We start from the raw sequence: 26,644 nt of genomic DNA, 5'->3' as shown, positions 1-26,644 counted from the left end.
AGGTGAGGAGCGGACTGGTTTTCACCGTGGGCGTTCCCCGGGTAAAAATGCTTGACAAATCGAATTTCAGTTGGTTTTTCAGAACCTTCCGCAAGGCGTTTCAGGACTGCGTAAAGGGACCGTGCGCGATGGGTCCTTGTCCCCGCCATCTGCTAGGATGTGCGCCGTGCGAATCGGTCCCGAAAGGAGCGCCATGTCCCAGAATCAAGCCCTTCCCGCCGCCTTTATCTTCGACTGCGACGGAACCCTCGTGGACTCCATGGGTGCCTGGCTCGACGTCCAGCCCCGCTTGCTCGCGAGCTTTGGCGTGGAGGGTCTCACGCCCGATGACTTTGCCGAGTTCGAGGCGCTCTCCGTTGAAAACGAGTGCGCGGCCTACCACGATAAATGGGGCGTGGGCGAGCCGGGCGGCCGGGACATCTTCGAGCGTTTGCTGGGCATGCTCGAGCAGGCGTACGCCGAGGACGTGCCGGCGCGGCCGGGTGCCCCCGCCTTCCTCGAGCGCGTGCACGCGGCGGGGATTCCCTGTACGGTCGCCACGTCCACGCCCGCGCATCTGGTGCAGGCGGCGCTCGAGCACACGGGGCTCGCGCCCTACCTGGAGGGCATCACCACCACGGAGGAGGCGGGTGCCTCCAAGGAGCATCCGGACGTCTACAACCTCGCGCTCGCGCGGCTGGCTGAAGCACATGGCCTGGGCGAGGTTGACCGCCGCCGCGTCTGGGTGTTCGAGGATGCGCTCTTCGGGCTTTTGAGCGCGGGGGCTGTCGGCTACCGCCGTGTGGGCATCCACGACCCAGCCGGCCGGTTCACGCTGGAGCAGGTCGGGGCGAACAGCGAGATCTTCATCACCGCGTACGAGGACGACCTGCTCGATCGCGTCCTCGCTTTCCGCTCGGAGGGGGCGTAGCCCGTGGGTGCGCGCGTTCTGGTGGTGGGCGGGTCCCCGCAGGGGGCATCACCTGAGGTCGTCCGCCGGGCCGCCCAAGGGTGCGATGCCGTCGTCGCCGTTGACCGCGGACTCGACGCCGTGCTGGCTGCCGGCCTGATCTGCGATCTGTTCTGCGGGGACGCCGACACCGTGAGCGCCGAGGGTGCCGCCCTCGTGGCCCGCGCGGTTGCGGAGGGGTGCTTCGAGGTCGAGCGGTACGACCCGCACAAGGACTTCACGGACCTCTCGCTCGCGCTCCGGGCGATTGGCGCGCGCTGGCCGGGGGCGACGCTCTGCGCCACCTGCCTTTCCGGGGGTAGACCCGACCACCTGCTCGGCGTGTTGGGGAGGCTCGTCTCGTGGGGCGGCGCCGTAGAGATCGTCGAGGACGCGTTTCGCGGCCGCGTGCTGCGGGCGGGGGAGACGTGGGGCATCGAGGGCGCTCGTGGTCGAACGTTCTCGTTCGTGCCCCTTGCACCGGGTACGCGCGTGTCGCTTGCCGGCATGCGCTGGAACCTCGATGACGCACCCGTAGGCTGTCTCTCCGATCTGGGCATCTCGAACGTGGTGGAGGACTCGCCCGCCCGCGTTGCGTGCGATTTCGGTGCCATAGCCTGCTGGCTCTTTGACTGAGGGGTGCGGGAGAGACATTTCCGGTGCTGCGACGAGTGCATGACGCCGGCGGGTCCGCATCGGTTTTTCCGAGTAGTGAACGCCTGCCATCCGCCACCGTGAGGGCCTTTCGAAAAACCGCAGGTCAGCTTTCATGGGATTATCCGAGTTGTGAATGCAGCGTTCACTACTCGGCAGTTGATGGGCCTTGGGCGTTCACTACTCGGAAAAACCTACGGGAAATGGGGCCACGGTGCCCATTTGAATTGAGCTGTCGCTCGGGCTGTCGGCAAGCGTCTGGGACGAACTGCTTATCTTATGAAGATGTCGAGCGCTAAAACTAGTGAAACGCTTCAATATATATGAAGATATTTCAAATGAGACTTATACTGCAATGATTTAAGTTATTGCAGGTAAAACGCTTAAACTGCCAACACATCAAGTCTTCGTGAATGCCATCCAAGCAAAGCACCCTCATCCAGTTTAATCTCAAATCAGGCTATGAAGCGCTTCAATCTTTTCAAACCGTTCACGGAGTTGGCAAAAACGGGCTTGCGCCGCGCTATAGTCGAGTCATGGTTCATGCCCGCCTGCGACAAAAGGAGAAACGTATGGCGAAGAAACCACCCGTTCAGCCGGAGATCGTCGACACCGTGGAATCCCTTGAGGCCAAGCTCGCTCGTATGCGTGCCGCCCAGGGGATTTTTGCTACCTACACCCAGGAGCAGGTCGACAAGATCTTCTTCGAGGCCGCCATGGCCGCGAACAAGGCGCGTATCCCGCTGGCTAAGATGGCCATCGAGGAGACCGGCCGCGGTGTGCTCGAGGACAAGGTCATCAAGAACCACTATGCCGCCGAGTACATCTACAACGCCTACAAGGACACCAAGACCTGCGGCGTGATCGAGCACGACGAGGCCTACGGCATCACCAAGATCGCCGAGCCCATCGGCATCGTGGGCGCCGTGATCCCCACCACCAACCCCACCTCGACGGCCATCTTCAAGTGCCTCATCTGCCTGAAGACCCGCAACGCCATCATCATCTCCCCGCACCCCGCGGCCGCGCGGTGCACCATCGCCGCGGCCAAGCTGGTGCTCGAGGCCGCCGTCAAGGCCGGCGCCCCCGAGGAGATCATCGGCTGGGTGGACGTTCCCTCCATCGAGCTCACCAACATGGTGATGCGCGACGTCGACATCATCCTGGCCACCGGTGGCCCGGGCATGGTGAAGGCGGCCTACTCCAGCGGCAAGCCCGCCCTGGGCGTGGGCGCCGGTAACACGCCCGTCGTCATCGACGACACCGCCGACGTGCAGGTCGCCGTCAACTCCATCATCCACTCCAAGACGTTCGACAACGGCATGATCTGCGCTTCCGAGCAGTCCGTGACCGTGATTGATACCATCTACGACCAGGTGAAGGATGAGTTCAAGCGCCGTGGCTGCTACTTTGTCAAGAAGGGCAAGGAGCTCGAGGCGCTGCGCGAGGCCATGTTCAAGAACGGCGCGCTCGACCACCGCATCCCCGGCATGCCCGCCGCCAAGATCGCCGAGCTCGCCGGCATCGAGGTGCCCGCCAAGACCAAGATCCTCATCGCCGAGGTGACCTCCACGGATCCCTCCAAGGAGGAGTTCTCCCACGAGAAGCTCTCCCCGGTGCTCGCCATGTACCACGCCAAGGACTTCCAGGAGGCCGTCGACAAGGCCGAGCACCTGGTGCTCGCCGGTGGCCCGGGCCACACCGCCTCGCTCTACGTGCACCCCGCCGAGGCCGATAAGATCGCGCTCTTCGAGGACACGATGAAGGCCTGCCGCATCGTCATCAACACGCCCTCCAGCCACGGTGGCATCGGCGACCTGTACAACTTTGGCATGAAGCCGTCGCTCACGCTGGGCTGCGGTAGCTGGGGCGGTAACTCCGTCTCCGAGAACGTTGGGGTGAAGCACTTGCTGAACGTGAAAACCGTGGCCGAGCGCCGCGAGAACATGCTGTGGTTCCGTGCCCCCGAGAAGGTCTACTTCAAGAAGGGCTGCACGCCCGTGGCGCTCGACGAGCTCAAGCACGTCATGGGCAAGAAGCGCGCCTTCATCGTGACCGACCAGTTCTTGTTCAAGAACGGCAACACCCGCGCCATCGAGGCCAAGCTGGACGAGATGGGCATCGCGCACGATTGCTTCTACGACGTCGAGCCCGATCCGTCGCTCCAGTGCGCTCGCCGCGGCGCCGCTCAGATGCGCCTCTTCGAGCCGGACGTGATCATCGCCGTGGGCGGTGGCTCCGCCATGGACGCCGGCAAGATCATGTGGATGATGTACGAGCACCCCGAGGCGAACTTCGAGGACATGGCCATGGACTTCATGGACATCCGCAAGCGCGTCTTCACCTTCCCCAAGATGGGGGAGAAGGCCTACTTCGTCGCCGTGCCGACCTCTTCGGGCACCGGCTCCGAGGTGACGCCGTTCGCCATCATCACCGACAAGGACACCGGCATCAAGTGGCCGCTCGCCGACTACGCGCTGCTGCCGAACATGGCCATCGTCGACGTTGACAACGCCATGACCGCGCCGCGCGGCCTCACCGCCGCCTCGGGCATCGACGTCATGACGCACGCGCTCGAGAGCTTCGTCTCCATCATGGCCTCCGACTACACGCGCGGCCTCTCCATGAAGGCCGGCAAGCTCGTGTTCGAGAACCTGCCCGCGGCCTACGAGAAGGGCGCCGCCGACCCGCACGCCCGCGAGGAGATGCACAACGCCTCCTGCATGGCCGGCATGGCCTTCGCTAACGCCTTCCTGGGCGTGAACCACTCCATGGCCCACAAGCTCGGCGCCTTCCACCACATTCCGCACGGCCTGGCCAACGCCGTCATCCTGCTGCGCGTTATGCGCTACAACGCCGCCGAGGCGCCCGTGAAGATGGGCACCTTCTCGCAGTACCCCTATCCCAACGCGCTCGCCGCGTACGCCGAGTTCGGCCGCTACTGCGGCTGCACCGGCAAGGACGACCGCGAGGTGTTCGAGAACCTGCTGGTGAAGCTGCAGGAGCTCATGGACTTCATCGGCGTGAAGCACACCATCGCCGAGTACGGCGTGGACGAGAAGTACTTCCTGGACACGCTCGACGAGATGTCCGAGCAGGCCTTCAACGACCAGTGCACCGGCGCCAACCCGCGCTACCCGCTCATCTCCGAGATCAAGGAGCTCTACCTGGATGCCTACTACGGCCGCGAGCCGCAGGACTACGGCGTCCTGTAGGACGACGCGACGAGCATACGCATGAGGGCCCCGGTGAGGCCGGGGCCCCAACCAGAAAGGACGTGGAAACATGCAGCTTCCCGATTCCAAGCAGCTCATCGTCGAGCACAGCAACAAGAAGGTCTACGACCTGGGTACCCAGATCGTTAAGGTGTTCAACGCCGACAAGCCCGCCAGCGACGTGTTGAACGAGGCCCTGAACCTCGCTCGCGTGACCGAGTCCGGCGTGAAGACCCCGCACGTGGTGGAGGTCTCCCAGGTTGAGGGCGCCGGTTGGGCCCTCGTGACCGAGAAGGTGCCGGGCGTCACCCTCGAGCAGAAGATGGAGGAGGATCCGAGCCGCTTCTACGAGTACCTGGAGCAGTTCGTGGATCTGCAGATCTCCATCCACCAGCTGCACAACCAGCTGCTGCCGCGCCAGAAGGACAAGTACGGCCGCATGATCGACAGCCTTGACGGCCTGAACGCGACCACGCGCTACAACCTGCAGGAGCGTCTGAACGGCATGCGCCGCCATCGTCGCATCTGCCACGGCGACTTCAACCCGTCCAACGTGATCGTGTCCGAGGACGGCACGCTGTCCGTGTGCGACTGGGCCCACGCCACGCAGGGTTCGCCCGCGGCCGACGCCGCCATGACCTACCTGCTCTTCGCCATGAAGGACCAGCAGCAGGCTGAGGCGTACCTGGAGCTCTACTGCGACCGCGCCGACGAGCCCATGCAGGTGGTTCGCCAGTGGATGAGCATCGTGGCCGCCTCCGAGCTGGCGCGCAAGCGCGGCGACCAGAAGGAGTTCCTCATGCGCTGGATCGACGTGGTGGACTACAACTAACCTCGCGCCGGTACGGCTCGCTGGGTGATTGATTGACCGGCCGGTCGCACGTACCCTGCGCTCAGTCCTCTCGAGACTGCGCGAACGGTTTTGCCATTCGCGCAGTTCGCTGCGGAGTGTCGCTTCGGGTACGTGCGGCCGGCTTTCGTCTACCGGGTCGAGCCGGGGCGGCTCGGTTGTTCCGGTAGCCTGGTGGGGTGTTCTGGTTGGGACCTGGTTCTGTCCCGCCCCGCGGCTGCCCCGCGGCCGCTACCTTCTGCGCAAGGGGTAGAATGGCGGCCGTATTGAACCTGAGACTGATGGGAGTGGCTCTATGGCTGAGGAAACGGGTTCCGGCGCGGTTGAGAAGAAACGCGACGACGAGCTTTCGCGCGTGCCGGCAGATACGCTGACGGCGGTGCCGGAGGCGGCGTCGGCGCGGCTTGCGTGGCACGGTTCGGACGGCGCGTCGATGGACTACGTGGCCCGGGCCGGGCACGTGGACGTGCGCTCGGATGCGGGCGCGCTCATCGGCAAGATGTTCGCGCTCTCTTATGCGAAGGTGGGGAAGTCCGGGGAGCCGGATGCGGCGCGCCCGGTGACGTTCTGCTTCAACGGCGGGCCGGGTTCGTGCTCGGTGCCTATCAACTTCGGCGGTATCGGTCCGGTGCGCGTGCCGGTGGAGGGCGTGGAGCACCTGGCTGCCACGGCTCCGGCGGAGGACAACCCGCACACTCTGCTCGTCCAGAGCGACCTCGTGTTCCTCGATGCGCTCGGTACGGGATGGTCCCAGCTCGCCGAGGGCGTCGATGCCAAGAAGGCCTGGGGCGTGGACGCGGACGCGGATTGCTTCGCCCGCGCCATCGCGGCCTGGCTCGAGGGGAACGGTCGCTGGGGCTCGCCCGTCTACCTGTTCGGTGAGAGCTACGGCACGGTGCGCAACGCCGTGCTCATGCGCCTGCTCGCCGAGCGCGGCATCCAGCCCACGGGCGTGGTGATGCTCTCCGCCCTCTTCGATTGGGTGCAGGCGCTTCCCGGCCAGGACCTCTACTTTATGGGCATGGTGCCCACGTTTGCCGCCGCGGCGCAGTTCCACGGGCGCGCCGGCGCGGGCAAGGACGTGGATACGTGGTTCGACGCCGCGTGCGCCTTCGCGGAGGGGGAGTTCGCGACCGCGCTGCTGCGGGGCGACCGGCTGCCGGCGCGCCAGCGCGCGGCCGTGGCGAAGAAGCTCTCGCGCTTCATCGGCCTGCCTCAGGAGCTGATCGAACGCCGGAACCTGCGCATCGACCTCGACACCTTCCGCCGGTCGCTTCTGGCCGACGAGGGTCTTGCCACGGGTCGCCTCGATACGCGCTTCACCGCCGACGCTCCGTCCACCTACCAGGTCTCCTCGCTCTTCTTTGCGTGCGAGGACGCGGCGGACGATGCCATCGAGGGGGCCTACACCGCTGCGTTCCGCGCCTTCGTGGCGCGTCTGGGCTACAAGAACCCGCTGCCGTACCTGGTGAACAACTACGCCAAGGTCAGCGAGGCGTGGGATTGGGGTCACGAGCAGCCCGGTTCGGATGACGGCAAGCTGCCGTGCGCGAACGTGGCCCACGACATCGCCACGGCGCTTCGTCGCAACACCACGTGCAAGCTCGCCATTCTCGGCGGACGATACGATGCCGCCACCACGTACTGGAATGTGGAGCACGACATCGCCTGCCAGTTCCTGTCCCCGCAGGCCCGCGATCGCGTGGAGTTCCATCGCTATGGGTGCGGGCACATGGCCTACACCGACGAGGAGACCTGCCGCGCCATGGCGGCCGATATGGCGTCGTTCTATGCGCGCTGACGGGTGCCCGGCGTGCGTTTCTTCGGTGGTTTCATGCAGGAAAGAAGAAGATTCGCACGGGTTCCCATCTGTGGTATAGTTATCGGCGTTTGTTCACGCGCGCGCCCTGGGGCGCCCGCCCAAGGAGGGTCATTATGTCCAAAGTTTGCGAGATCTGCGGTAAGCACCCCGTTGCCGGTCGTTCCGTCAGCCACTCTCACCGCGTCACCAACCGTACGTTCCGCCCGAACATCCAGCGCGTCTACGTGGTTCAGAACGGCAACCGTCGCAAGATGAACGTGTGCACCAGCTGCCTCAAGGCTCAGAAGGTCGCCCGTTCCTAAGCAAGGTTCCCACTCGCGGCTTCCGGACTCTCCGGGCCCCGGTACCTCGCGGTCTACGACTTCTTGAGGGCGCTTCCCATGGTGGGAAGCGCCCTCTTTGCGTTTTGGAACGATGTAGGCTCGCTTGCCCGTATACTGTTCGGAGTTCGCGGTTCTCTTCTCGTCGGACGCGGGTCTCAAGGCGCGGTTGGCTATGGCGCTCCCGCTGGTGAAAGGTCACGACATGGCTGATCGAGATTCCCGTCCATCTCCGCCGGAGATTCCGGTGCCTGATCCCGCGCACCGGCCATCATCCTCCAGCGGGGATGATGCCGCCGGTTGGACCACGGAGAACAACGGCCGGCGCGTCGCCCTGACGGCGGCGGGTGCCGCGCTCGCGTTCGTTCTTGCCATCAGCATGTTCTTCCTTGCGTCCTGCACCTCGTTTCTCACCACCTGCGATGCCGACCCGCGGGCGCTCATGGAGCTCGATCGCGTGAAGGGCGAGGCCGCGCGCTATTGGAGCGAGAAGTACGGCGAGGACCTCAAGATCAAATCCGCCGCCTTCGCGCGCGAGCTCTTCGCGGGCACGGATATCGGCTCCTACCGTTTGGACGACGTCCTCATCCAAACGGAGGACGGGTACCGGATCTTCTACCGGGACGACGACAAGCTCTTGCGCGACAACCGTCAGGCGCCCGTGATACAGAAGGCGTTGCGCGAGTGGCTGGCGAAGCGGCTTGAGCAGGCGGTGGGCGATTCGGCGAAAGACGGCTGGAAGCTCTCGGTGGCCACGCTCGATTCCCAGCGCTGGCAGCTCGCCGGCCAGCCGGGGAACCCCGACACGGGGAAGCCCGAGCGTTCGCGCGAGTACCAGCCACCGGTGTTCAGCATCTATGAGCATGCGAGCGAGGAGGATGAGTCTTGGAGCGGGTTCTCCACGTACTACGACGGTGATCTGGATGCCTTTCTCGATCAGGCGAAGAAGACCGGTGAGCTCGCCATGCCGGCGGGCGACCTGCTCTTTCTGGGCTTTGAGCCGGCGGATGGGGGAGAGGTCGAGCTTCCTGTACGGCTGGACGCTGGCGAGGTTCCGGGGTGGCGCGCTCAGGCCGATGCGCTCGTGGACGAGCTCGATGACGTCTTCGCCGAGCGTCCGCGCGTGAACGCGGTGACGACGTATGCCGCCTATACCGGCCTGAGCGATGCCATCGATCAGCTTGGCTGGTACGAGCCACGCGGGCTGGGAGAAGAGCCCGAGGAACCGGTGACACTGAGCTACGTGCCCCTCGATGGGAAGTATCCCGACGCCCTGATGGTCTCGAGTGCCATGCCGGGGATCGTGCTCCAAAGGGGCGATGTCTCGCTCGAGGAGCTGAAGACGGTGGGCGAGCGCCAGGTAAACGATGCCCTCGCGGCGCTGGATGACTGGCCCGTGACGCTCAAGACGCCGGTATGGCGGCTGAGCTTCTCTGATTCGGTGCGTAAGCAATTGAACGCGTATGCGGAACGGGTGGGGTCGCCGTCCTTCCGCGTGTTCGCGCCCAGCTCCTGGGCCGAAGGGTATGGGATTCCGTCCGATTCGGATTCCTGGTCCTCGGGGGAGAGCGTTCCCGAGTTTTTCAGCATGGAGGTCGCGAACGTCGCGGCGGGCGGAAGGCTCTCCGTAGGCGCCGAGGGGACTACGTACGGCGTCGAGCAGCTGCCGGTGAGCGATGTCGAGCCGAGCGCCATGTGGTTGCAACGGGATGGGGACGAGCGACTCCTGCTCGGCGCGGTCGAGCATCCGGAATAGGGTCGGCGCCACCCCCGCGCCTCTCTGTGGAGACACTGTGCGAGGGCATGGGGTGTCTTCTGCTGGATATAATACCTAACGCTAGAAGCTAATAGTAGAAACTATTTCTGGTGTTAGGAGTGATCGAGATGGAAGGACCATCCAAGGGCGACGCCCGCGAGGAGGAGCTACGCGATATCGTGCACGGGCTCTTCGAAGAGGGCCAGCGCATGATGCGGTTGAAGCCCATGCCCGCCATGCAGGATTCCGTTCGCGGCCTCGGTGCCGTTACGCGCGAGCTGTGCCTGAGCGCCCGCCCGCTTTCTCCCGGCGAGCTCGCGCGCGTGGCGCATGTGTCCGACGCGCGCATCGCGAACATCCTCAAGGTGCTCGAAGAGCGCGGCGTGATAGAGCGGCGGACCGCGAAGGCGGATCGCCGTCGCGTGGAGGTCGTGGTGACCGAGAAGGGTCGCGAGGAGGAGCGCCGGCGCTTCCAAGAAGGCGAGCGCTTCATGGTCGACTTCTTCTCCGAGCTGGGCGTTGAGGACTCGCGTGAGTTCGTCCGCATCTTCAGGCGCATCAACGATGTCATGGAGCGCCGCCGCGTCGAGGGGCGCGAGGTCCCGCCGAGTCCGGACGGTTGCGATGGGGGCGCGTGCGCATGAAGGTGTTCAAGCTGCTTCGCGGTCACGTGCTCGCGGTGATCGCCATCTTCGCCCTGCTCGTGGTGCAGGCGAACGTGGAGCTTGCGCTGCCGAGCTACATGAGCGAGATCGTGGACGTGGGTATCCAGCAGGGTGGCATCCGCTCGGCGGTGCCGGATAGGATTCGCGCCGACGCGCTTTCCGACCTCGAGATGTTCACGACCGCATCCGATGCGAAGAAGGTCGAGGCGGTCTACGGCGAGGCGGATGCGGACGGTATCCGGGCGTTCACGGGTTCCGTCGATGACATGGCCGACGATTCCGAACTCGCTGCCATCATGGCGACGCCCGAGACCATCGTGCTCTCGCTCGAGAAGGGCGTGGACGCCTCCACGCTCTCCGAGGGTGCGCTCGGTGCCGGTTCCGGCGCTTCCGCCCAGCAGGACCCCGCTACCGCGGCCGCCCTGCAGGCCCAGCTCGCGAAGAGCGGTGGAAAGATCGACCTCGACTTCATTCGCTTAGCCTACCAGGCGGGAGCCATCACCCGCGAGGAGCTCGTCCAGTCCGGTGAGCAGATGGCCGATGCCATGGGTGCCATGGGCGGCTCGATCGTCTCGCAGCGCGCCGTGCAGTACGTGAAGGCTGAGTATCAGGCTCAGGGGCGTAATCTGGACCAGGTGCAGAGCGACTACCTGGCAAGCACCGCTGCCCTCATGTTCGGACTCTGCCTGGTGGGCCTTCTCATGAGCGTGGCCGTGGGCGCCATCGCCTCGCGCACCGCCGCGAGCATCGCCCGCGACCTGCGCCACGATACGTATGCCCAGGTCATGCGCTTCTCGCCGGCCGAGGTCAACCGGTTCTCGCAGGCCTCGCTCATCACCCGCTGCACCAACGACATCCAGCAGATCCAGATGGCCGTCGTCATGCTGCTGCGCCTCGTGATGCTCGCGCCCATCATGGGCGTGGTGGCCGTGATGCGCGTGGTGGCCACCTCCACCGGCCTCGAGTGGACCATCGGCGTGGCGCTCATCGCCGTGTGCGCCGTGGTCGGCCTGCTCATGGGCCTTACCATGCCCAAGTTCCGCCGCATGCAGCAGCTGGTGGACCGCGTGAACCTCGCCGCCCGCGAGATGCTCGACGGCATCATGCCCATCCGCACCTTCGGCCGGCAGGAGCACGAGCTTCAGAAGTTCGACGACGCCAGCCGCGAGCTCATGGGAACGCAGCTGTTCACCAACCGCTCCATGGCCTTCATGATGCCGCTCATGATGCTCGTGATGAACCTCGTCACCGTGCTCATCGTGTGGTTCGGCGCGCACGGCGTGGGAGAGGGAAACCTGCAGGTGGGCGACATGATGGCGTTCATCTCCTACACGATGCAGATCGTGATGAGCTTCATGATCCTCTCCATGGTGTCCATCATCCTGCCGCGTGCGAGCGTGGCCGCGGGCCGCGTGCAGGAGGTCATCGACTGCCCGCTCGCCATCGTGGACCCCGCGCAGCCGAAGGCTATCGCGGCTGGCGCGCCGCACGGTGAGATGGCGTTTGAGGATGTGTCCTTCCGCTACCCGGATGCCGAGGAGGACGTGGTGTCGCACGTGTCGTTCACCACGCGCGCCGGCAGGATGACAGCGCTCATTGGCTCCACGGGCTCGGGCAAGTCCACGCTCGTGCAGCTCATTCCGCGGCTGTACGACGTGACCGGTGGCCGCGTGATGCTCGACGGCGTGGACGTGCGCGATCTTGCGCTCTCCGATCTGCGCGGACGCATCGGGTACGTGCCGCAGCAGGGCAGGCTCTTCTCGGGCACCATCGAGAGCAACCTGAAGTTCGCCGGCGACGGCGTGAGCGACGGGGACGTTCGCGAAGCGGCGCGCATCGCCCAGGCCGAGGGCTTCATCGAGGAATCCGCGGACGGGTACGAAACCGCGGTCTCGCAGGGCGGCACGAGCGTCTCCGGCGGCCAGCGCCAGCGCCTGGCGATCGCCCGCGCGCTCGCCAAGAAGCCCGAGGTGCTCGTGCTCGACGACTCCTTCTCGGCGCTCGACTACAAGACCGACGCGGCGCTCCGCGAGGAGCTGGCGCGCTCGGCAGGGGGCACGGCGCTCGTGGTCGTGGCCCAGCGCATCGCGAGCATCATGCACGCCGACGAGATCCTCGTGCTGAACGAGGGGAAGGTCGTGGGCCGCGGCACGCACGAGGAGCTGCTGCGCTCCTGTCCCACGTACCTGGAGATCGCCGAGAGCCAGCTCTCGGCGGCTGAGCTGGGGCTTGATGGCTGCGGTGACGAGGCAGCTGCGGGTTCCTCCGCGGAGGCTGCCGCCTTGGGTGATTTGACGGTGAAGGGAGGCGAGTAGCATGGCTGAGGCAAAGACGGTCGAGACGCCCAAGCGCAAGGTGCCCGCGGGCGGTCGCTTCGGCGGCGGTCGGCCCGTGGAGCACGCCAAGGACTTCAAGGGGACGGTTCTCCGGCTATTCGGCTATCTGGGCGAGCATCGGGTGGCGCTCGTCATCGGCCTTGCGTTCGCCATCGTCTCGGTGGTGTTCAATATCGTGGGGCCCAAGATCTTAGGCCAGGTCACCACGAAGCTCTACGAGGGACTCGTGGCGAAGGTCCAGGGCACGGGCGACATAGACTTTGGCTGGATCGGACGGACGCTTATGCTGCTCGTAGGCCTCTACCTGGCGAGCTCGGGGGCGAGCTTCATCCAGGGCTGGCTCATGTCGAGCGTCTCGCAGAAGGTGGTCTACCGCCTGCGCGGAGAGATCGCCCGCAAGATCTCGGTGGTGCCGCTGTCGTATTTCGGCGAGCACTCCAAGGGCGACGTGCTCAGCCGCATCACGAACGACGTCGACACGCTCGGCACCTCGCTTAACCAGTCCATCTCGCAGCTGGTGACGAGCATAACGCAGGTCATCGGCGTGCTGGCGATGATGCTCTCGATCTCGTTGCCGCTGACCGGCGTGACGCTGCTCACGCTGCCCGTGTCCGTGGCCATCGTGATGTGCGTGGTGCACTTTTCGCAGAAGTGGTTCCGCGCGCAGCAGGTGGAGCTCGGCGCGGTGAACGGCATGGTGGAGGAGAACTTTGCCGGCCAGGAGGTCATTCAGGTCTTCGACCGCGGCGAGGCGAGCATCGCCGAGTTCGATGAGGGCAACGACCGCCTGTTCAAGAGCGCGTGGCTGAGCCAGTTCCTCTCGGGACTCATGATGCCGTTCATGACCTTCGTGGGGAACATGGGCTACGTGGGCGTGGTCGCCGTGGGCGCAGCGCTCGCGGTGAACGGGCAGGCCACACCGGGCGACATCCAGAGTTTCATCCAGTACGTGCGCAACTTCACCCAGCCCATCCAGCAGCTCTCGAATGTGTCGAACATGTTGCAGAGCATGACGGCCGCAGCGGAGCGCGTGTTCGAGTTCCTGGGGGCACCGGAAGAGGAGGAACCCGCGGAAGGCGCGGCGAAGCTGCCGGAGCGTCGCGCGGGGCGCGTCTCCTTCGACCACGTGCGTTTTGGGTACGTGTCGGGCAAGACCATCATCCACGATTTTTCGTGCACGGTCGAGCCGGGTGAGACCGTGGCCATCGTCGGTCCCACGGGCGCCGGCAAGACGACGCTCATGAAGCTGCTGCAGCGCTTCTACGACGTGGACGGCGGTGCGGTGCGCGTGGAGGGCATCGATGTGCGCGACTGGCAGCGCAACGAGCTGCGCACCGACTTTGCAACGGTGCTGCAGGACACGTGGCTCTTCCACGGGACCATCCGCGAGAACATTCGCTATGGCCGCGCCGATGCGTCGGACGCCGAGGTGGAGGCGGCGGCGCGCGCGGCGCAGTGCGACCACTTCATCCGCACGCTCGCGGGCGGCTACGACTTCGTGATCAACGAGGAGGGGACGAACGTCTCCCAGGGCCAGCGGCAGCTGATCACCATCGCCCGCGCGATTCTGGCGGACCGCCCGATCCTCATCCTTGACGAGGCGACCTCGAACGTGGACACGCGTACCGAGGGGGTCGTGCAGCGGGCCATGGACGCGCTCATGCAGGGGCGGACGAGCTTTGTGATCGCGCACCGGCTGAGCACCATCCGCAACGCCGACCGCATCCTGGTGCTGCGTGACGGCGACGTGGTGGAAAGCGGCACCCATGAGGAGCTGCTCGCCGCGGGCGGGTTCTACGCGGAACTGTACAACAGCCAGTTTGAGGATTGCGACTGATTCTGCTGGCAGCGGGCATGTTAAAGTGAATTGTTTGTATGGGGTTGGGGCCGTGGCCTTCGGGTCGCGGCCCCTTTTCGTGTGGGGAGGCGTGCGATCGGGGCGGGTGATGCCTGCGGCGCCGGTGCTCCGACCCGGGTTTCGTGTGGATCTGCCCGCTGCCCCGGAGCCTGGTGCTCATGACGCGGGAAAAGTGGGGACGACCGCTATAGCCGGGTTGCCCGATCGGGCCGCAGGGCTGTCCCGGGGGATTCCTCCTCCCCGGCCGAAGATAAACGCTAAAATGTAGACTTTCCGGTGACCCTTGCCGGTACACCCACTTATGCCCGCGACAAAACCGCAGGTCACCGTCCAACGGGCTGGCGGCTCTTCCCGCTGTTCGCCCTCCGGTGCGTTGAAACTCTACACTTTAGCGTTTGTCTCCCCAGCAACTACGGAAGCGCGCCACTTGGAGGGGCTATCCGCAAACCTGCGGGGCCAAGCGCCCGCGCACCGCCTCCGTTGCCGTGCCCTCTGTCCCTTTTGTCGGGTCTGCCATCGTCGGACGTCTCCGCGCTACAATGACTCGGATTGACCCTGCATATTTGGGAGGATTCATGTCCACCATCACCGTACCAGACCATACCGATGCGCCCACGTTCAAGAGCGCGCACTTCATCGGCATCGGCGGCGCCGGCATGAGCGGTATCGCGCTCGTGCTCCACGAGCGCGGCTTTGCGGTCACGGGTTCCGATCTTAAGACCTCGCGCTACATCCGCCAGCTCACGCGAGCCGGCATCGACATCCACATCGGCCACGAGGCCGCCACCATCGACGCGGTGAAGCCCGACGTCGTGGTCGTCTCCACCGCCATCCCTGAGACTAATCCCGAGCTCGTGCGTGCTCGCGAGCTGGGCATTCCCGTCTGGCCGCGCGCCAAGATGCTCTCCGCGCTCGGTGCCGGTCACGTGACCGTCGCGGTTGCCGGCACGCACGGCAAGACGACCACCTCGTCCATGTGCGCCACCATGCTCGACCGCATGGGCCTCGATCCGAGCTTCCTCATCGGCGGTATCGTGGAGGGCTTCGACACCAACGGTCGCAACGGCTCCTCCCAGTACTTCGTGTGCGAGGCTGACGAGTCGGACAGCTCGTTCCTCTACCTCGATCCGGACGTGGTGGTGGTCACCAATATCGAGGCCGACCACCTGGACCACTACTCCGGTATCCAGGAGATCGAGGACACGTTCTGCGCCTTCATGAAGCTCGTGGGCGATGCCGGCACCGTCGTGGTGTGCGGTGACCATCCCCATCTGGTGGAGCTCGCTCGTTCCACCGGGCGCCGCGTGCTCACCTACGGCTTCGACCCCTCCTGCGACGCGCGCATCACGGAGGTTGCCGGCGGCCACACCCTGGGTTCCGCCTTCGAGGTCTTCCTACCCGACGGCACGAAGCACCACGTCTCCATCAAGAGCAATCCCGGCCGCCATAACATGTTGAACGCCTCCGCCGCCCTGACAGTGTCCTACGTACTGGGGCTTTCCACCGACGACGCGGCGAAGGCCCTCTCGAGCTTCGAGGGCGTGCGCCGGCGCTTCACGCACGTGGGCGACGTGCGCGGCGTGACCATCGTGGACGATTACGGCCACCATCCCACCGAGATTCGCGCGACCCTTGCCGCTGCGAAGGGCCTGGACTTTAGCCATGTGTGCGTGGTATTCCAGCCGCATCGTTACTCGCGTCTGCAGGCGCTGCTCGACGACTTCGCCGACGCGTTCGCCGATGCCGACAAGCTGATCCTCATCGACGTCTTCCCGGCGGGCGAGATGCCCATCCCCGGCGTGACCTCCAAGGCGCTTGCCGACGCCGTGGCCGAGCGCCATCCCGGCAAGGATGTCCGCTACGTGGCGGATCGCCCCGCCCTCATGCGCGCCATCGACGAGATGGCAGGGGAGGGAGACCTGCTCATCACCATGGGTGCGGGCGACGTCACCAACGTGGGGCCCGAGTACCTGAAGTACAGCTCTGAGTCCCGCTAGAAACCCATGGGGCTCTTCAACGCGACATACGCCCTTTCGGGGCAGATCGATACCGAGGTCGTGGAGGGCGAACGTCTTGCCCGCCACACCAGTTACCGCATCGGCGGCAAGGCGGATCTCTTCATCACCTGCCACAGCTACCACGCGCTCCGGCGCACCATTGAGGTGCTCGCGCGCGAGCAGGTGCCGTGGGTGGTCATCGGCAAGGGATCGAACCTGTTGGTGGCCGATACCGGCTACCGGGGCGCCGTGGTGACGCTCGGCCGCGAGTTCTCTCACTTCTCGCTTGATGAGGAGGGGCGCGTGCTCACGGCCGGTGCGGGGGCGCTGCTCGCCCGGTTGGTGAACGAGGCGCTCACGCGCGGCCTCTCCGGTCTGGAGTTCGCCGTGGGCATTCCCGGCACCGTGGGCGGCGCCGTCTCCATGAACGCGGGGTCGCGCAAGGAGTGGATCGGTTCCGTGGTGCGCGACGTGGTGACGTACCGTCCGGGTGCGGGGATTCGCCACTATGGGCGGGGTGAGGTCACCTGGGGGTACCGCACCTCCACGCTTCCGCGCGACGAGATCGTTCTCGAGGCGACGTTCGAGCTCGAGCCCGCTCTCAAGCAGGACATCCGCGAGCGTATGGAGCGCTCTCTCGCACGTAGGCGCCGTACCCAGCCTATCGGCAAGGCAAGCTGCGGTTCCGTGTTCAGGAACCCGCCCGATCGCAGCGTCGGCGCGATGATCGAGGAATGCGGCCTCAAGGGCTACCGCGTGGGCGGGGTAGAGGTGTCCCCCGTGCACGCCAACTTTATCGTGAACAACGGCACCGCGAGTGCTGCGGACGTGGCGTCCGTCATCCAGCACGTGCACCGGACAGTGAAGGAAACGTATGGCATCGAGCTTCAACCAGAAGTCAAGTTCCTCGGCTTCTAGCTCGCCGCGGCCGACGTTTCGTCGGGCGTCCGGCAAGGGCACGCCACGCGTGAGCTCGTCTGCGCCCAGGGCGCGGCGCTCCGTTGCCTCTGGCGCCTTTGGGTCGGGGCCCGCTCCCGCCGCCCCCGGTTACAAGCCGCCCGCCGGCTACTATGCCGTGCCCTCTCCGCACAAGAAACCGCGCTCGCTCGCGAAGCCCACGACACGGAAAGCCGGTGCCGGCAGGGTCGCGACCCCCACCCGGTCCACCTCCGCGCCCAAGGCGCCCTCGCGTCGCACCTTCACGAGCGTCGCTGCGCCCGCGCGTCCGGCGGCACCGAAGCCCAAGAAGCGGCGGTTAGGCGCTCTTGGGGCGATCGGCGGCGCGTTCGCGCTCGTGTTCGGGTTCCTTGCCGGGTTCTTGCGCTTGATTCCGCATCCGAAGCTTCCCGCGACGGTACGGCGCTACGCGCTCATCGCCCTCGCCGCGCTGGCCGTGCTCGGCGTCTCCTTTGCGGTGCTGGCGTTCTCCCCCGTGTTCTCCGCCACCGATATCCAGGTGCAGGGGAGCGAGCACGTTTCCCAGCAAGAGGCGCAGGCGCTGCTCCAGGTGCCGGAGGGCACCACGCTCCTGAACGTCAACGAGGCTGCGATCGCTCAGGGCCTTGAGAGAAGTCCCTGGGTGTCCGGGGTGAGCATCGAGCGCACGTTCCCGCACACGCTCGTGATCACGCCGGTGGAGCGCAAGGTGGCCGCCATCGCATACATCGCGGCCGACGACGTCGCCTGGGCCATCGGCTCGGATGAAACGTGGATCGCCCCGCTCTCGCTGGACGTCACGCTCGGCTCGGACGGTAAGCCCATCTCCGATACCACCAAGCTCGCCACGGGGGCCCAGGTAACCCAGCTCTCCGGTTTGGACGCTGCGCTCGTGCTCGCCAAGCAGGTGGGGGCGGTGCTCTTGACCGATGTCTCGGCCGACGTCTCTCCCTCGAGCGGCGCCAAGGTGGAGTCGAAGATCGTGCTCGCCGGCCTGGCGTATGCCAACGGGTTTTCGGAGTCCTTCATCTCGCAGGTGAAGGACCTGTCCGTGCCGTCCGTTGAGGCCATCGCCGCCAACCTGGACTCCGGTGTGGAGGTGCTGCTGGGCTCGCCCGACAACATCAAGACCAAGGAACAGGTCGTCACCAAGTTGCTCGAGCAGGAGCAGGGCGTCACCTATATCAACGTCCGTACGCCCGATTCCTACACATTCCGGAGCGCCGACACGAGCAACTAGCATCTGCGGTCGCGCGGGCTGCGTCACTTCCGGTGCGCGCGACCATTCGGGACCTGCGGTTCCGCGAACGGCTGCGCGCCGTACCTGCGCGATTGCCGCTCCCTCCACATTTGTAGTGGTTTTTATTTGACTTGGTTTGCGATTTTGTGCAAACATACCATGATTTACCTCGATGTTTAATCTCTACTTGAAGGTTAACGTCGGCGTGGATCGCGCGCACGCACATGCGAAACCCCGACGTTCGGAGGACCGACACATGCACGAGAACGAGATCAACAACTACCTGGCAGTCATCAAGGTGGTGGGCGTGGGCGGTGGCGGCACCAACGCCGTCAACCGTATGATCGAGGAGGGCATCCGCGGTGTCGAGTTCGTTGCCATCAACACCGATGCGCAGGCGCTTGCCATCTCCGATGCCGATATCAAGGTGCATATCGGTACCGACCTGACCCGCGGCCTGGGCGCCGGTGCCAACCCCGAGGTGGGCCGCAAGGCGGCCGACGAGAGCCGCGACGACATCGCCGAGGCGCTCGCGGGTGCCGACATGGTCTTCATCACCGCGGGCGAGGGCGGCGGTACCGGCACGGGCGCCGCTCCCATCGTGGCCGACATCGCCATGAACGAGGTGGGCGCGCTGACCGTCGCCGTCGTCACCAAGCCGTTCACCTTCGAGGGCCGCAAGCGCCGCGGCGCCGCCATGGAGGGCATCAAGACGCTCTCCGATTGCGTGGACACCCTCATCGTCATCCCCAACGACAAGCTGCTCGACATCGCCGAGAAGAAGACCTCCATGCTCGAGGCCTTCGCCATGGCGGACGGCGTGCTCTCCCAGGGCACCCAGGGCATCACCGACCTCATCACCGTCCCGGGCGTCATCAACCTGGACTTCGCCGACGTCAAAACCATCATGCGCCAGGCCGGCACCGCCATGATGGGCATCGGCGTGGCCTCCGGCGACACCCGCGCTGTGGATGCCGCCCAGCAGGCCATCTCGAGCCGCCTGCTCGAGAGCTCCATCGACGGCGCCACTCGTGTGCTGCTCTCCATCGCCGGTTCCAAGGACCTCGGCATCCAGGAGATCAACGACGCCGCCGACCTCGTCGCCAACGCGGTCGACCCCGAGGCGAACATCATCTTCGGTACCGTCGTGGACGAGTCGCTCGGCGACCAGGTGCGCATCACCGTCATCGCCACCGGCTTCACCGACGCCAACGTCAACAAGCAGGACGAGCTCTTCAGCGCTGGTCGCGCCTCCGGCAAGCCGGCTGCGACTCCGGCCGCGTCCGCTGCCTCTACGGCCGCCCCGGCAGCCGGTTCGGCTCCCGCCACGCGCAACATCGGCGGCACCGAGCTGCCCAACTTCGGGAACGATCAGTTCGAGCTGCCCGACTTCCTCAAGCGCGGCAACTTCTAGCAGTCATGAGGGGCGCCGCGAGCGCCCCTTTTTCTTTCCTGCGTCCGCCTGACATCCGGTGCCCTCTTGTGCGGGTCCTGATTTCGGCGGACGTTTGCAGCTTTCAGCCCACTCGTCTCTGAATCGTGAATGGAGGGTGCGCGATGGATATGCTCGAGCGCTTTTCGAAGGATGGCGTGACCCTGGTGGGGAATCGCGCTGGGCGCGTGCGTTTCGGCTTCACGGAGCGTACCGGCGGGATCTCGCTACCGCCGTATGCGAGCCTGAACCTAGGTTCGCATGTGGGGGACGATCCCGATGCGGTTGCCGAGAACCGCCGCCGTGCGCTCGCGACCTTGGACTGCGCGGATGCCTTCGACCGCCTACTCGTCCCCAACCAGGTGCACGGTGTCCATATCGCTCGCGCGCGCACGAGTTCCCCGGACGAGCTTGCCTGCGTGCGCGACGAGATCGCCCGTGGAGCCGATGCCATCGTGTGCACCGCCCCCGGCGTGCCGGTGCTGCTTTGCTTTGCCGACTGCGTGCCCGTGATCCTGACGTGCGAGACGGGCTTCGCCGTCGTCCACTCGGGTTGGAAGGGAACGATCGCCCGCATCGTGGCAAGTGCCGTCCGCGCCCTTGCGGAGGAATCCGGCTGCGAATCCTCGGAGATCCGCGCCTTCGTGGGGCCGCATATCCTGGGTGACGAGTACGAGGTCTCGCCTGAGCTCATGGAGCGGTTTGCGGGCGAGTTCACCTGCATGCGCGAAGCCGCTGGTGCGGGGAGCCGCCTGCTCGACCTGGGCGCCTGCATCCGGGAGGCCATGGGCGAGGCCGGCGTTCCTTCCGAGCATGTGGAGGACCCTCTGCTTTCCACGATGAAGCTTGCCGATCGCTTCTACTCCTACCGGCGCGAGGCGGGAACATGCGGCCGCCACGGCGCCCTCGCCATCCTTGCCTGAGGCTCAAGGGGAGAAGCTCGTGTGGATACCGCTGGTGAGAGGTATCGTTCGATGATCGTGGGGTAGGATGGTCCCGGTTTTTGATGGATGTATGAGACTGGTGAGCCGTATGGACAAGTCATATGCGGATGAGGTAGCGCGTCGCCGACAGGCTATTCTGGAGCGCATCGAGCAAGCTGCGGAGCGTGCCGGGCGCGACCCGGCAGACGTCCGCCTGGTCGCCGTTTCCAAGACCGTGGGCGTCGACGAGGTCATCGCCGCCATCCATGCGGGGTATCGCTGCTTTGGGGAGAACCGCCCTCAGGAGCTCGGTCGCAAGCTCGCGGGTCTTGCCGAGCATGACGACCTGCCGACCGTGCGCTTTGACATGATCGGCAACCTGCAGAAAAACAAGATCAACGCCGTGCTCGGAAGGGTGGGGCTCATCCACTCCATCAGCTCGGCCCATCTCGCCGAGGCCGTGAGCTCGCGCGTCCTCAAGCATGCGGGCGAGGAGAAGGCCGACACCGCGATGAAGGCCCCCTTCGTCCAAGACGTGCTGCTCGAGGTGAACGTCTCGGGCGAGGAGAGCAAGTCGGGTTTCTCGCCGGATGAGCTGCGGCGCGCCATGCCCGATCTAGTGGAGCTCTCGGGCATCCGCATCCGCGGCCTCATGACGATGGCACCGCGCGGGGACGCCGAGGCGGCTCGCCGTACTTTCTCCGAGCTGCGTGAGCTCCGCGACGAGCTTGCCGCCGCGTACCCCGCACAGGACCTGGGCGAGCTCTCCTGCGGCATGAGCGAGGACTTTCCCATCGCGGTCGAGGAGGGATCGACCGTGGTCCGTTTGGGAAGGGTGGTCTTCGATCCCGCCTTTGAGCTAGAATAGATGGGTCGGACTGCGCGTCCGTCCTGCACTCACGAACCAGAAACGCACACCGTGCAGAGAGGTGGAGCAATGGGCTTCCTAGACGATATCAAGAGCAAGCTCTCGTTCGGCCAGAACCAGGGGTACGACGATTACGCCGACCAGGGCGATGGCTACGACGATTACTACGATGATGGCTCCGCCCAGGGCGGGTACGGCGATACCTACCAGGATGGCTACAGCACCCCGGCATATCAGCAGTCCTACCAGCCCGAGGACGGCAATGGCGTACTCGGCCAGACGCGTCGCGGCGAGGCCGAGAGCGTAGCCGTGTATACCCGTTCCGGCGAGCTGGTGGGGGATGCCGATCGCCATGCCACCACGTACAACCCTCCCGCTCGCAGCACCGATGCCGCCGTGCATCGGCCCGGTGCCTACGACACGCCCTCGAGCTATGCCGAGTCGCTCCGCTCGGTGCCGCAGATGCCGACGGCGCCCCAGCAGGACCAGGTGACAGCCCACATGAGCGCGCTCGTCAACAGCACCGCGCAGCTGCCGGCCTACGTGCTGCGCCCCGAGAGCTACGACGACGTGGAGACCGTCGTCCGCCGCGTGCGCACCAAGCAGCCTGTCGCCCTCGTCTTCGTGGGCGTGCGCACCGAGATCGCCAAGCGCGTGCTCGACTTCAGCTACGGCTTTGCCTGCGGTCTCGGCGCCACGGTGCGCGAGGTGGGCGACCGCATCTTCATGGTGCTTCCCGCCGGCTGCGAGGTACGCGAGTCCGATCTGGCGAAGCTGCGCCAGGACGGCTACCTCAAGAAGTAGGGGAGTTTCGGTTTCATGTATTCGATCGCACGGATCGTTCAGCTCGCCTTCAACTTCTACAACGGGCTCATCCTCGTGTACTGTATCCTCTCGTGGTTTCCGCGGAGCGGGAACATGATCGTGAATGATCTGCGCTATGCGCTGGACGTGTTGGTCGGCCGGTTCCTGAGCGTCTTTCGAGGCTTCATTCCGCCCATCGCCGGCATGGACTTTTCGCCCATCATTGCGATTCTCGCGTTAAGTTTCGTTGAGCGGCTGCTGTTGAATATACTTTTGTAGGTTTGCGAGCGCGTCCCTTTTCAGCACGCGCACGATGAAAGGACTACCAAGATGGCTATCACCCCTGCAGACATCCAGGCCCAGCGTTTTTCCGAGGCCAAGCGCGGCTACGATCCCGCCGAGGTCGACGAGTTCCTCGAGCGCGTTTCCGTCGAGGTCGATGCGATGCTCAACAAGATCGTGGACCTGAAGAAGCGCCTGGATGCGTCCGAGCAGAAACTCGCCGACGCTCAGAACCAGCTCAACTCCCAGACGCAGGCCGCGCTCGTTCCCGCTCCTGCGCCCGCGCCCGCTCCCGTTGAGAACCACGGTGCCACCGAGCGCCAGATCTCCGCAGCGCTCATCGCCGCCCAGCAGACCGCCGACGCCATCGTGGCCGACGCTACCGAGAACGCCGAGCGCATCAAGAACGAGGCCGACGCCAAGGCGCGCGAGGTCATTCGCCAGGCGCTCGCCGAGAAGCAGACCGAGATCGAGGAGATCGACCGCCTGAAGGCCTCCCGCGAGGACTTCAAGAACGAGTACCTGAAGCTCATCCAGCACTTCATGGACGAGGCTCAGAACTCCTTCCCGCCCTCGCTGATGGCCTCTCTGCCCAACGGCTCCGCTGCCGCCGAGGTTGCCCCGGCGGCCCCCGCGCCCGCGCCCGAGCCGGCGGCCCAGCCCGTACCCGCGTCGCAGCCCGCTGTCGATCCCTTCGCGCCGCAGGTCAACTTTGCCGTGGACGATCTGGATTAGTTCTTCACCCGCATATGAGGTCGAGGGCCCTGTGCATGCAGGGCCCTTTTCTTATCGCTGCACCATGCCGATTGTTATCGGGCTCTTTACGGAACGCTTACACGAAAAGCTGCAGGTATTGGTTTTGTAATACAAACGAAATGATATCCTGTAGCCTGTCCGCTGAACCGACGAGAAAGCGAATTATCTTGGACGTTTCGTTCGGCTATTTCGTGCAGCAAGTGTTCTCTTCGCCCGTGCTTGCCATGACCGTTGCCCTGACGCTCGGCGTTATCTTCGTCAACGGTTGGACCGATGCCCCCAATGCCATCGCCACCTGCGTCACCACGCGGTGCATGCGCGTGCGGCCTGCCATCATCATGAGCGCCATCTTCAACTTCCTCGGCGTGCTCATCATGACGCATCTGAACGCCAGCGTTGCCTCCACCATCTCCAACATGGTGGATTTCGGCTCCGACACCTCAACCGCGCTGGTCGCGCTCTGCGCCGCGCTCTTCTCCATCGTGGTCTACAGCGTGACCGCCGCGAAGTTCGGCATCCCGACCTCTGAAAGCCATAGCCTGATCGCCGGCCTCTCCGGTGCGGCTATCGCGCTCGGCGGCGCGTCCGGCATCAACATGAACGAGTGGGTGAAGGTTCTCTATGGTCTCGTGCTCTCGCTCGTGGGCGGCTTCGCGCTCGGTTGGGGCTGCTGCAAGCTTGTGACCCTGCTCTGCTCGGGCTTGGACCGGCGTCCCGCGAACACGTTCTTCCGGTATGCGCAGATCTTCGGCGCCGCGGCCACGAGCTTCATGCACGGCGCACAGGATGGTCAGAAGTTCATCGGCGTGCTCTTCCTGGGCATGGCGTTCTGCAACGGCCAGCCCAGCGTCGAGGGCGTCGTCATCCCCATCTGGCTCATGATGCTCTGCTCCACCATGATGGGCGTCGGCACCTCCGTGGGCGGCGAGAGCATCATCAAGTCCGTGGGTATGGACATGGTGAAGCTCGAGAAGTACCAGGGCTTCTCCGCCGACCTCGCGAGCTCGCTCTCCCTGTTCATCGTGACCGTCACCGGAATTCCGGTTTCCACCACGCATGTCAAGACCTCCGCCATCATGGGCGTGGGCGCCGTCAAGCGCGTTTCTGCCATCAACTTCTCCGTGGTGAAGGACATGATGCTCACCTGGGTGTTCACCTTCCCCGGCTGCGGCCTGATCAGCTTCCTCATGGCAAAGCTCTTCGTGCTGCTCATCTAGTTTCCTGAGCGCGTGCGCGCCCAACGATAAAGGGAGATTCCATGGCTAAGAAAAAGGACGAGTTCTACTTCGACAACTTCATCGCGTGTGCGGACATCGCCCATCGCGCCGCCGAGTTGCTGCATGCCGAGCTCGCGGACTTCCATCCCGAGCAGATCGACGTGGCACTCGACAAGATGCATGCCATCGAGAACGAGGGCGACGACAAGAACCACGAGATCGCCGACGCGCTCGTGACCGCGTTCATCACCCCGATCGAGCGCGAGGACATCGCGCTGCTCTCTGAGCGCCTAGACTCCGTGACGGACCATCTTGAGGGCGTGCTGCACCGCGTGTACTTCACCAATATCCAGGAGATGCGCCCCTCCGCGCTCAAGATGTCGCAGAAGCTGGTGGATGCCACCGAGCAGCTGGCGGGTCTGGTGCGCGAGCTGCCGCGCTTCAAGCGTTCCAAGACGCTGCGCGATCAGGTCATCACCATCAACACCATCGAGAGCGAGTGCGACGAGCTCTACATCGAGAGCATGCGCGAGCTGCACACCAAGGAGCCTGATGTCATGCAGGTGATCGCTTGGCGCGACGTCTACACCTTCCTCGAGGTCTGCGCCGACTCCGTCGAGGTCGTTGCCGAGACCATCGAGAACGTGGTGATGAAGAACAGCTAGGTGCCGGCAGTTGACCGGGACGGGTCCCGACGGGACGGAATCGCCCGACGCATCCTCGCATCGTGCTCCGCAACGCAGTTTGCAAAAACTTGAGATTGAACTGTCCCTCATGGAGAATAGCTCGCAATCGACTTCTTGAAGCGCCGTGGCACGTCCACGGCGCTTTTATCATTGAAGGGGCATCGGATACCGAGTCAATGTGACCAAGGAGTGTATGTGATCATGGATGCTCAAACCGGATCCACGGCGTCTGCGTTCCCTCCCGGTTTCCCCTGGGGTGGTGCGATCGCTGCCAACCACGCGGAGGGCGCCTATCTGACGGATGGGAAGCGCCTGGATATCTCAGATGGCTTCCCACGCGGCATCAAGCATGAGTACGATGCCGTGATCGATCCTAAGAAGTGCTATCCGACGCATGAGGCGATCGACTTCTACCATCGCTATCCCGAGGACCTCGCCCTGATGCGGGAGATGAACTTCAGAGCGTTCCGGACGTCCATCAACTGGTCCCGTATCTTTCCCAACGGCGATGACGATGAGCCGAACGAGGTTGGTCTGCAGTTCTACGATTCGCTGTTCGACGAGATGCGCAGCCGGGGCATGGAGCCGGTGGTGACGCTCTCCCATTACGAAACGCCCATCCATCTGGTGGGATGAGGGAGACCTGAATCGATAGCGTCCAAGCTCATTTCTGCTTCCCGCGCCGAGGCCGCCTGCGGTCTCTGCGCATGCGTTGTGCTACAATTCCTCCCGCGAAGTGGGCTAGACGGCCGCGCGCGGGGTTCCTTGGAGCGCTCGCGTGAGGAAAGTCCGGGCTCCATAGGGCAGGATGCCGGCTAACGGCCGGGCGGAGTGATCCGACGGAAAGCGCCGCAGAAAAGAAGACTCCCACCTGCGCGCGAGCGTAAAGGGAAAAGCTGAAACGGTGGTGTAAGAGACCACCAGCGTCCTGGCAACAGGGCGGCTTGGCAAGCCCCATCCGGAGCAAGCGCAAATAGGGGTGCGATGGGTCGGCCCGGCCCGCACCCGGGTAGCGTGCGTGGAACTGCGCGGTGACGCGTAGGCAAGATAAATGGTCGTCCCCGACAGAACCCGGCTTACAGGCCCGCTTCGCGTCTTC

General features: G+C 65.0%; 22 protein-coding genes and 1 other RNA gene. All 23 read left to right on the top strand.

The annotated features are described in order from the left end of the window. Window positions 1–193 precede the first annotated feature (193 nt). The 23 genes from GDJ97_RS09085 to rnpB all read left to right on the top strand — a co-directional run bounded on the left by GDJ97_RS09085 (window position 194) and on the right by rnpB (window position 26,640). Entirely contained in the window at window positions 194–910 is a 717-nt protein-coding gene (locus GDJ97_RS09085; protein WP_152070972.1) for an HAD family phosphatase, read from the top strand. A 3-nt stretch (window positions 911–913) separates the two neighbouring features. Further along, on the top strand, window positions 914–1,564 hold the full coding sequence (locus tag GDJ97_RS09080; protein ID WP_152070971.1) for a thiamine diphosphokinase: 651 nt from the start codon (window positions 914–916) through the stop codon (window positions 1,562–1,564). Window positions 1,565–2,154: 590 nt separating this feature from the next. Continuing rightward, window positions 2,155–4,797 carry a bifunctional acetaldehyde-CoA/alcohol dehydrogenase gene (gene adhE, locus GDJ97_RS09075; RefSeq protein ID WP_152070970.1) on the top strand — a complete coding sequence of 881 codons (2,643 nt, stop codon included), beginning with the start codon at window positions 2,155–2,157 and terminating at the stop codon, window positions 4,795–4,797. Between the two features lie 70 nt (window positions 4,798–4,867). Further along, the gene (locus tag GDJ97_RS09070) at window positions 4,868–5,629 is read left to right on the top strand and encodes a phosphotransferase family protein (protein ID WP_152070969.1); all 762 of its coding nucleotides are present in this window, start codon (window positions 4,868–4,870) and stop codon (window positions 5,627–5,629) included. A gap of 313 nt (window positions 5,630–5,942) precedes the next feature. Beyond that, a complete protein-coding gene (locus GDJ97_RS09065; protein WP_152070968.1) occupies window positions 5,943–7,448 on the top strand; it encodes a S10 family peptidase in 1,506 nt (501 codons plus the stop codon). Window positions 7,449–7,582: 134 nt separating this feature from the next. Continuing rightward, a complete protein-coding gene (rpmB, locus tag GDJ97_RS09060; protein WP_152070967.1) occupies window positions 7,583–7,771 on the top strand; it encodes a 50S ribosomal protein L28 in 189 nt (62 codons plus the stop codon). Between the two features lie 223 nt (window positions 7,772–7,994). Further along, the gene (locus tag GDJ97_RS09055) at window positions 7,995–9,545 is read left to right on the top strand and encodes a hypothetical protein (protein WP_152070966.1); all 1,551 of its coding nucleotides are present in this window, start codon (window positions 7,995–7,997) and stop codon (window positions 9,543–9,545) included. A 128-nt stretch (window positions 9,546–9,673) separates the two neighbouring features. Further along, entirely contained in the window at window positions 9,674–10,189 is a 516-nt protein-coding gene (locus GDJ97_RS09050; protein ID WP_152070965.1) for a MarR family winged helix-turn-helix transcriptional regulator, read from the top strand. Beyond that, window positions 10,186–12,525 (top strand): ABC transporter ATP-binding protein, encoded by a 2,340-nt coding sequence (locus tag GDJ97_RS09045; protein WP_152070964.1) that lies wholly within the window; start codon window positions 10,186–10,188, stop codon window positions 12,523–12,525. Before GDJ97_RS09050 ends, GDJ97_RS09045 begins: the two co-directional genes overlap by 4 nt. Before the next feature lies 1 nt (window position 12,526). Continuing rightward, a complete protein-coding gene (locus tag GDJ97_RS09040) occupies window positions 12,527–14,383 on the top strand; it encodes an ABC transporter ATP-binding protein (RefSeq protein ID WP_152070963.1) in 1,857 nt (618 codons plus the stop codon). Between the two features lie 596 nt (window positions 14,384–14,979). After that, window positions 14,980–16,401, top strand: coding sequence for a UDP-N-acetylmuramate--L-alanine ligase (murC, locus tag GDJ97_RS09035; protein ID WP_152070962.1), 1,422 nt, complete (start codon window positions 14,980–14,982; stop codon window positions 16,399–16,401). Window positions 16,402–16,407: 6 nt separating this feature from the next. Continuing rightward, window positions 16,408–17,319: a UDP-N-acetylmuramate dehydrogenase gene (murB, locus tag GDJ97_RS09030; protein ID WP_152070961.1), complete on the top strand. Its 912-nt coding sequence runs from the start codon at window positions 16,408–16,410 to the stop codon at window positions 17,317–17,319. After that, entirely contained in the window at window positions 17,276–18,577 is a 1,302-nt protein-coding gene (locus GDJ97_RS09025; protein WP_152070960.1) for a cell division protein FtsQ/DivIB, read from the top strand. Before murB ends, GDJ97_RS09025 begins: the two co-directional genes overlap by 44 nt. 256 nt (window positions 18,578–18,833) lie before the next feature. Then, entirely contained in the window at window positions 18,834–19,991 is a 1,158-nt protein-coding gene (gene ftsZ, locus GDJ97_RS09020; RefSeq protein WP_152070959.1) for a cell division protein FtsZ, read from the top strand. A 143-nt stretch (window positions 19,992–20,134) separates the two neighbouring features. After that, complete coding sequence (locus GDJ97_RS09015; protein WP_152070958.1) at window positions 20,135–20,932, top strand: polyphenol oxidase family protein; 798 nt, start codon at window positions 20,135–20,137, stop codon at window positions 20,930–20,932. Window positions 20,933–21,041: 109 nt separating this feature from the next. Next, window positions 21,042–21,800, top strand: a complete 759-nt coding sequence (locus GDJ97_RS09010) for a YggS family pyridoxal phosphate-dependent enzyme (RefSeq protein WP_152070957.1) — start codon at window positions 21,042–21,044, stop codon at window positions 21,798–21,800. Window positions 21,801–21,869: 69 nt separating this feature from the next. Further along, window positions 21,870–22,604 (top strand): cell division protein SepF, encoded by a 735-nt coding sequence (locus GDJ97_RS09005; protein ID WP_152070956.1) that lies wholly within the window; start codon window positions 21,870–21,872, stop codon window positions 22,602–22,604. A gap of 15 nt (window positions 22,605–22,619) precedes the next feature. Beyond that, window positions 22,620–22,883 carry a YggT family protein gene (locus GDJ97_RS09000; protein ID WP_152070955.1) on the top strand — a complete coding sequence of 88 codons (264 nt, stop codon included), beginning with the start codon at window positions 22,620–22,622 and terminating at the stop codon, window positions 22,881–22,883. 51 nt (window positions 22,884–22,934) lie between these two features. Then, the gene (locus GDJ97_RS08995; protein WP_152070954.1) at window positions 22,935–23,621 is read left to right on the top strand and encodes a DivIVA domain-containing protein; all 687 of its coding nucleotides are present in this window, start codon (window positions 22,935–22,937) and stop codon (window positions 23,619–23,621) included. Between the two features lie 188 nt (window positions 23,622–23,809). Beyond that, window positions 23,810–24,859, top strand: a complete 1,050-nt coding sequence (locus tag GDJ97_RS08990; RefSeq protein WP_152070953.1) for an inorganic phosphate transporter — start codon at window positions 23,810–23,812, stop codon at window positions 24,857–24,859. 41 nt (window positions 24,860–24,900) lie between these two features. After that, complete coding sequence (locus GDJ97_RS08985) at window positions 24,901–25,524, top strand: DUF47 domain-containing protein (RefSeq protein WP_152070952.1); 624 nt, start codon at window positions 24,901–24,903, stop codon at window positions 25,522–25,524. A gap of 222 nt (window positions 25,525–25,746) precedes the next feature. After that, the gene (locus tag GDJ97_RS08980) at window positions 25,747–26,181 is read left to right on the top strand and encodes a family 1 glycosylhydrolase (RefSeq protein ID WP_152070951.1); all 435 of its coding nucleotides are present in this window, start codon (window positions 25,747–25,749) and stop codon (window positions 26,179–26,181) included. Window positions 26,182–26,278: 97 nt separating this feature from the next. Then, window positions 26,279–26,640: RNase P RNA component class A (gene rnpB / locus GDJ97_RS08975), an RNA gene on the top strand. Window positions 26,641–26,644 lie beyond the last annotated feature (4 nt).

The sequence above is a fragment of the Collinsella sp. AK_207A genome (assembly GCF_902501965.1).
GTDB lineage: Bacteria > Actinomycetota > Coriobacteriia > Coriobacteriales > Coriobacteriaceae > Collinsella.
Note: the sequence above shows the minus strand (reverse complement) of the source record. Positions and strands in the feature narration are given on the sequence as shown.

Excerpts from the sequence above, each read along its gene's own strand:
- GDJ97_RS09085 (WP_152070972.1), top strand. The coding sequence starts at position 194 with ATGTCCCAGAATCAAGCCCTTCCCGCCGCCTTTATCTTCGACTGCGAC.
- adhE (WP_152070970.1), top strand. The coding sequence starts at position 2,155 with ATGGCGAAGAAACCACCCGTTCAGCCGGAGATCGTCGACACCGTGGAA.
- GDJ97_RS09070 (WP_152070969.1), top strand. The coding sequence starts at position 4,868 with ATGCAGCTTCCCGATTCCAAGCAGCTCATCGTCGAGCACAGCAACAAG.
- GDJ97_RS09065 (WP_152070968.1), top strand. The coding sequence starts at position 5,943 with ATGGCTGAGGAAACGGGTTCCGGCGCGGTTGAGAAGAAACGCGACGAC.
- rpmB (WP_152070967.1), top strand. The coding sequence starts at position 7,583 with ATGTCCAAAGTTTGCGAGATCTGCGGTAAGCACCCCGTTGCCGGTCGT.
- GDJ97_RS09055 (WP_152070966.1), top strand. The coding sequence starts at position 7,995 with ATGGCTGATCGAGATTCCCGTCCATCTCCGCCGGAGATTCCGGTGCCT.
- GDJ97_RS09050 (WP_152070965.1), top strand. The coding sequence starts at position 9,674 with ATGGAAGGACCATCCAAGGGCGACGCCCGCGAGGAGGAGCTACGCGAT.
- GDJ97_RS09045 (WP_152070964.1), top strand. The coding sequence starts at position 10,186 with ATGAAGGTGTTCAAGCTGCTTCGCGGTCACGTGCTCGCGGTGATCGCC.
- GDJ97_RS09040 (WP_152070963.1), top strand. The coding sequence starts at position 12,527 with ATGGCTGAGGCAAAGACGGTCGAGACGCCCAAGCGCAAGGTGCCCGCG.
- murC (WP_152070962.1), top strand. The coding sequence starts at position 14,980 with ATGTCCACCATCACCGTACCAGACCATACCGATGCGCCCACGTTCAAG.
- murB (WP_152070961.1), top strand. The coding sequence starts at position 16,408 with ATGGGGCTCTTCAACGCGACATACGCCCTTTCGGGGCAGATCGATACC.
- GDJ97_RS09025 (WP_152070960.1), top strand. The coding sequence starts at position 17,276 with ATGGCATCGAGCTTCAACCAGAAGTCAAGTTCCTCGGCTTCTAGCTCG.
- ftsZ (WP_152070959.1), top strand. The coding sequence starts at position 18,834 with ATGCACGAGAACGAGATCAACAACTACCTGGCAGTCATCAAGGTGGTG.
- GDJ97_RS09015 (WP_152070958.1), top strand. The coding sequence starts at position 20,135 with ATGGATATGCTCGAGCGCTTTTCGAAGGATGGCGTGACCCTGGTGGGG.
- GDJ97_RS09010 (WP_152070957.1), top strand. The coding sequence starts at position 21,042 with ATGGACAAGTCATATGCGGATGAGGTAGCGCGTCGCCGACAGGCTATT.
- GDJ97_RS09005 (WP_152070956.1), top strand. The coding sequence starts at position 21,870 with ATGGGCTTCCTAGACGATATCAAGAGCAAGCTCTCGTTCGGCCAGAAC.
- GDJ97_RS09000 (WP_152070955.1), top strand. The coding sequence starts at position 22,620 with ATGTATTCGATCGCACGGATCGTTCAGCTCGCCTTCAACTTCTACAAC.
- GDJ97_RS08995 (WP_152070954.1), top strand. The coding sequence starts at position 22,935 with ATGGCTATCACCCCTGCAGACATCCAGGCCCAGCGTTTTTCCGAGGCC.
- GDJ97_RS08985 (WP_152070952.1), top strand. The coding sequence starts at position 24,901 with ATGGCTAAGAAAAAGGACGAGTTCTACTTCGACAACTTCATCGCGTGT.
- GDJ97_RS08980 (WP_152070951.1), top strand. The coding sequence starts at position 25,747 with ATGGATGCTCAAACCGGATCCACGGCGTCTGCGTTCCCTCCCGGTTTC.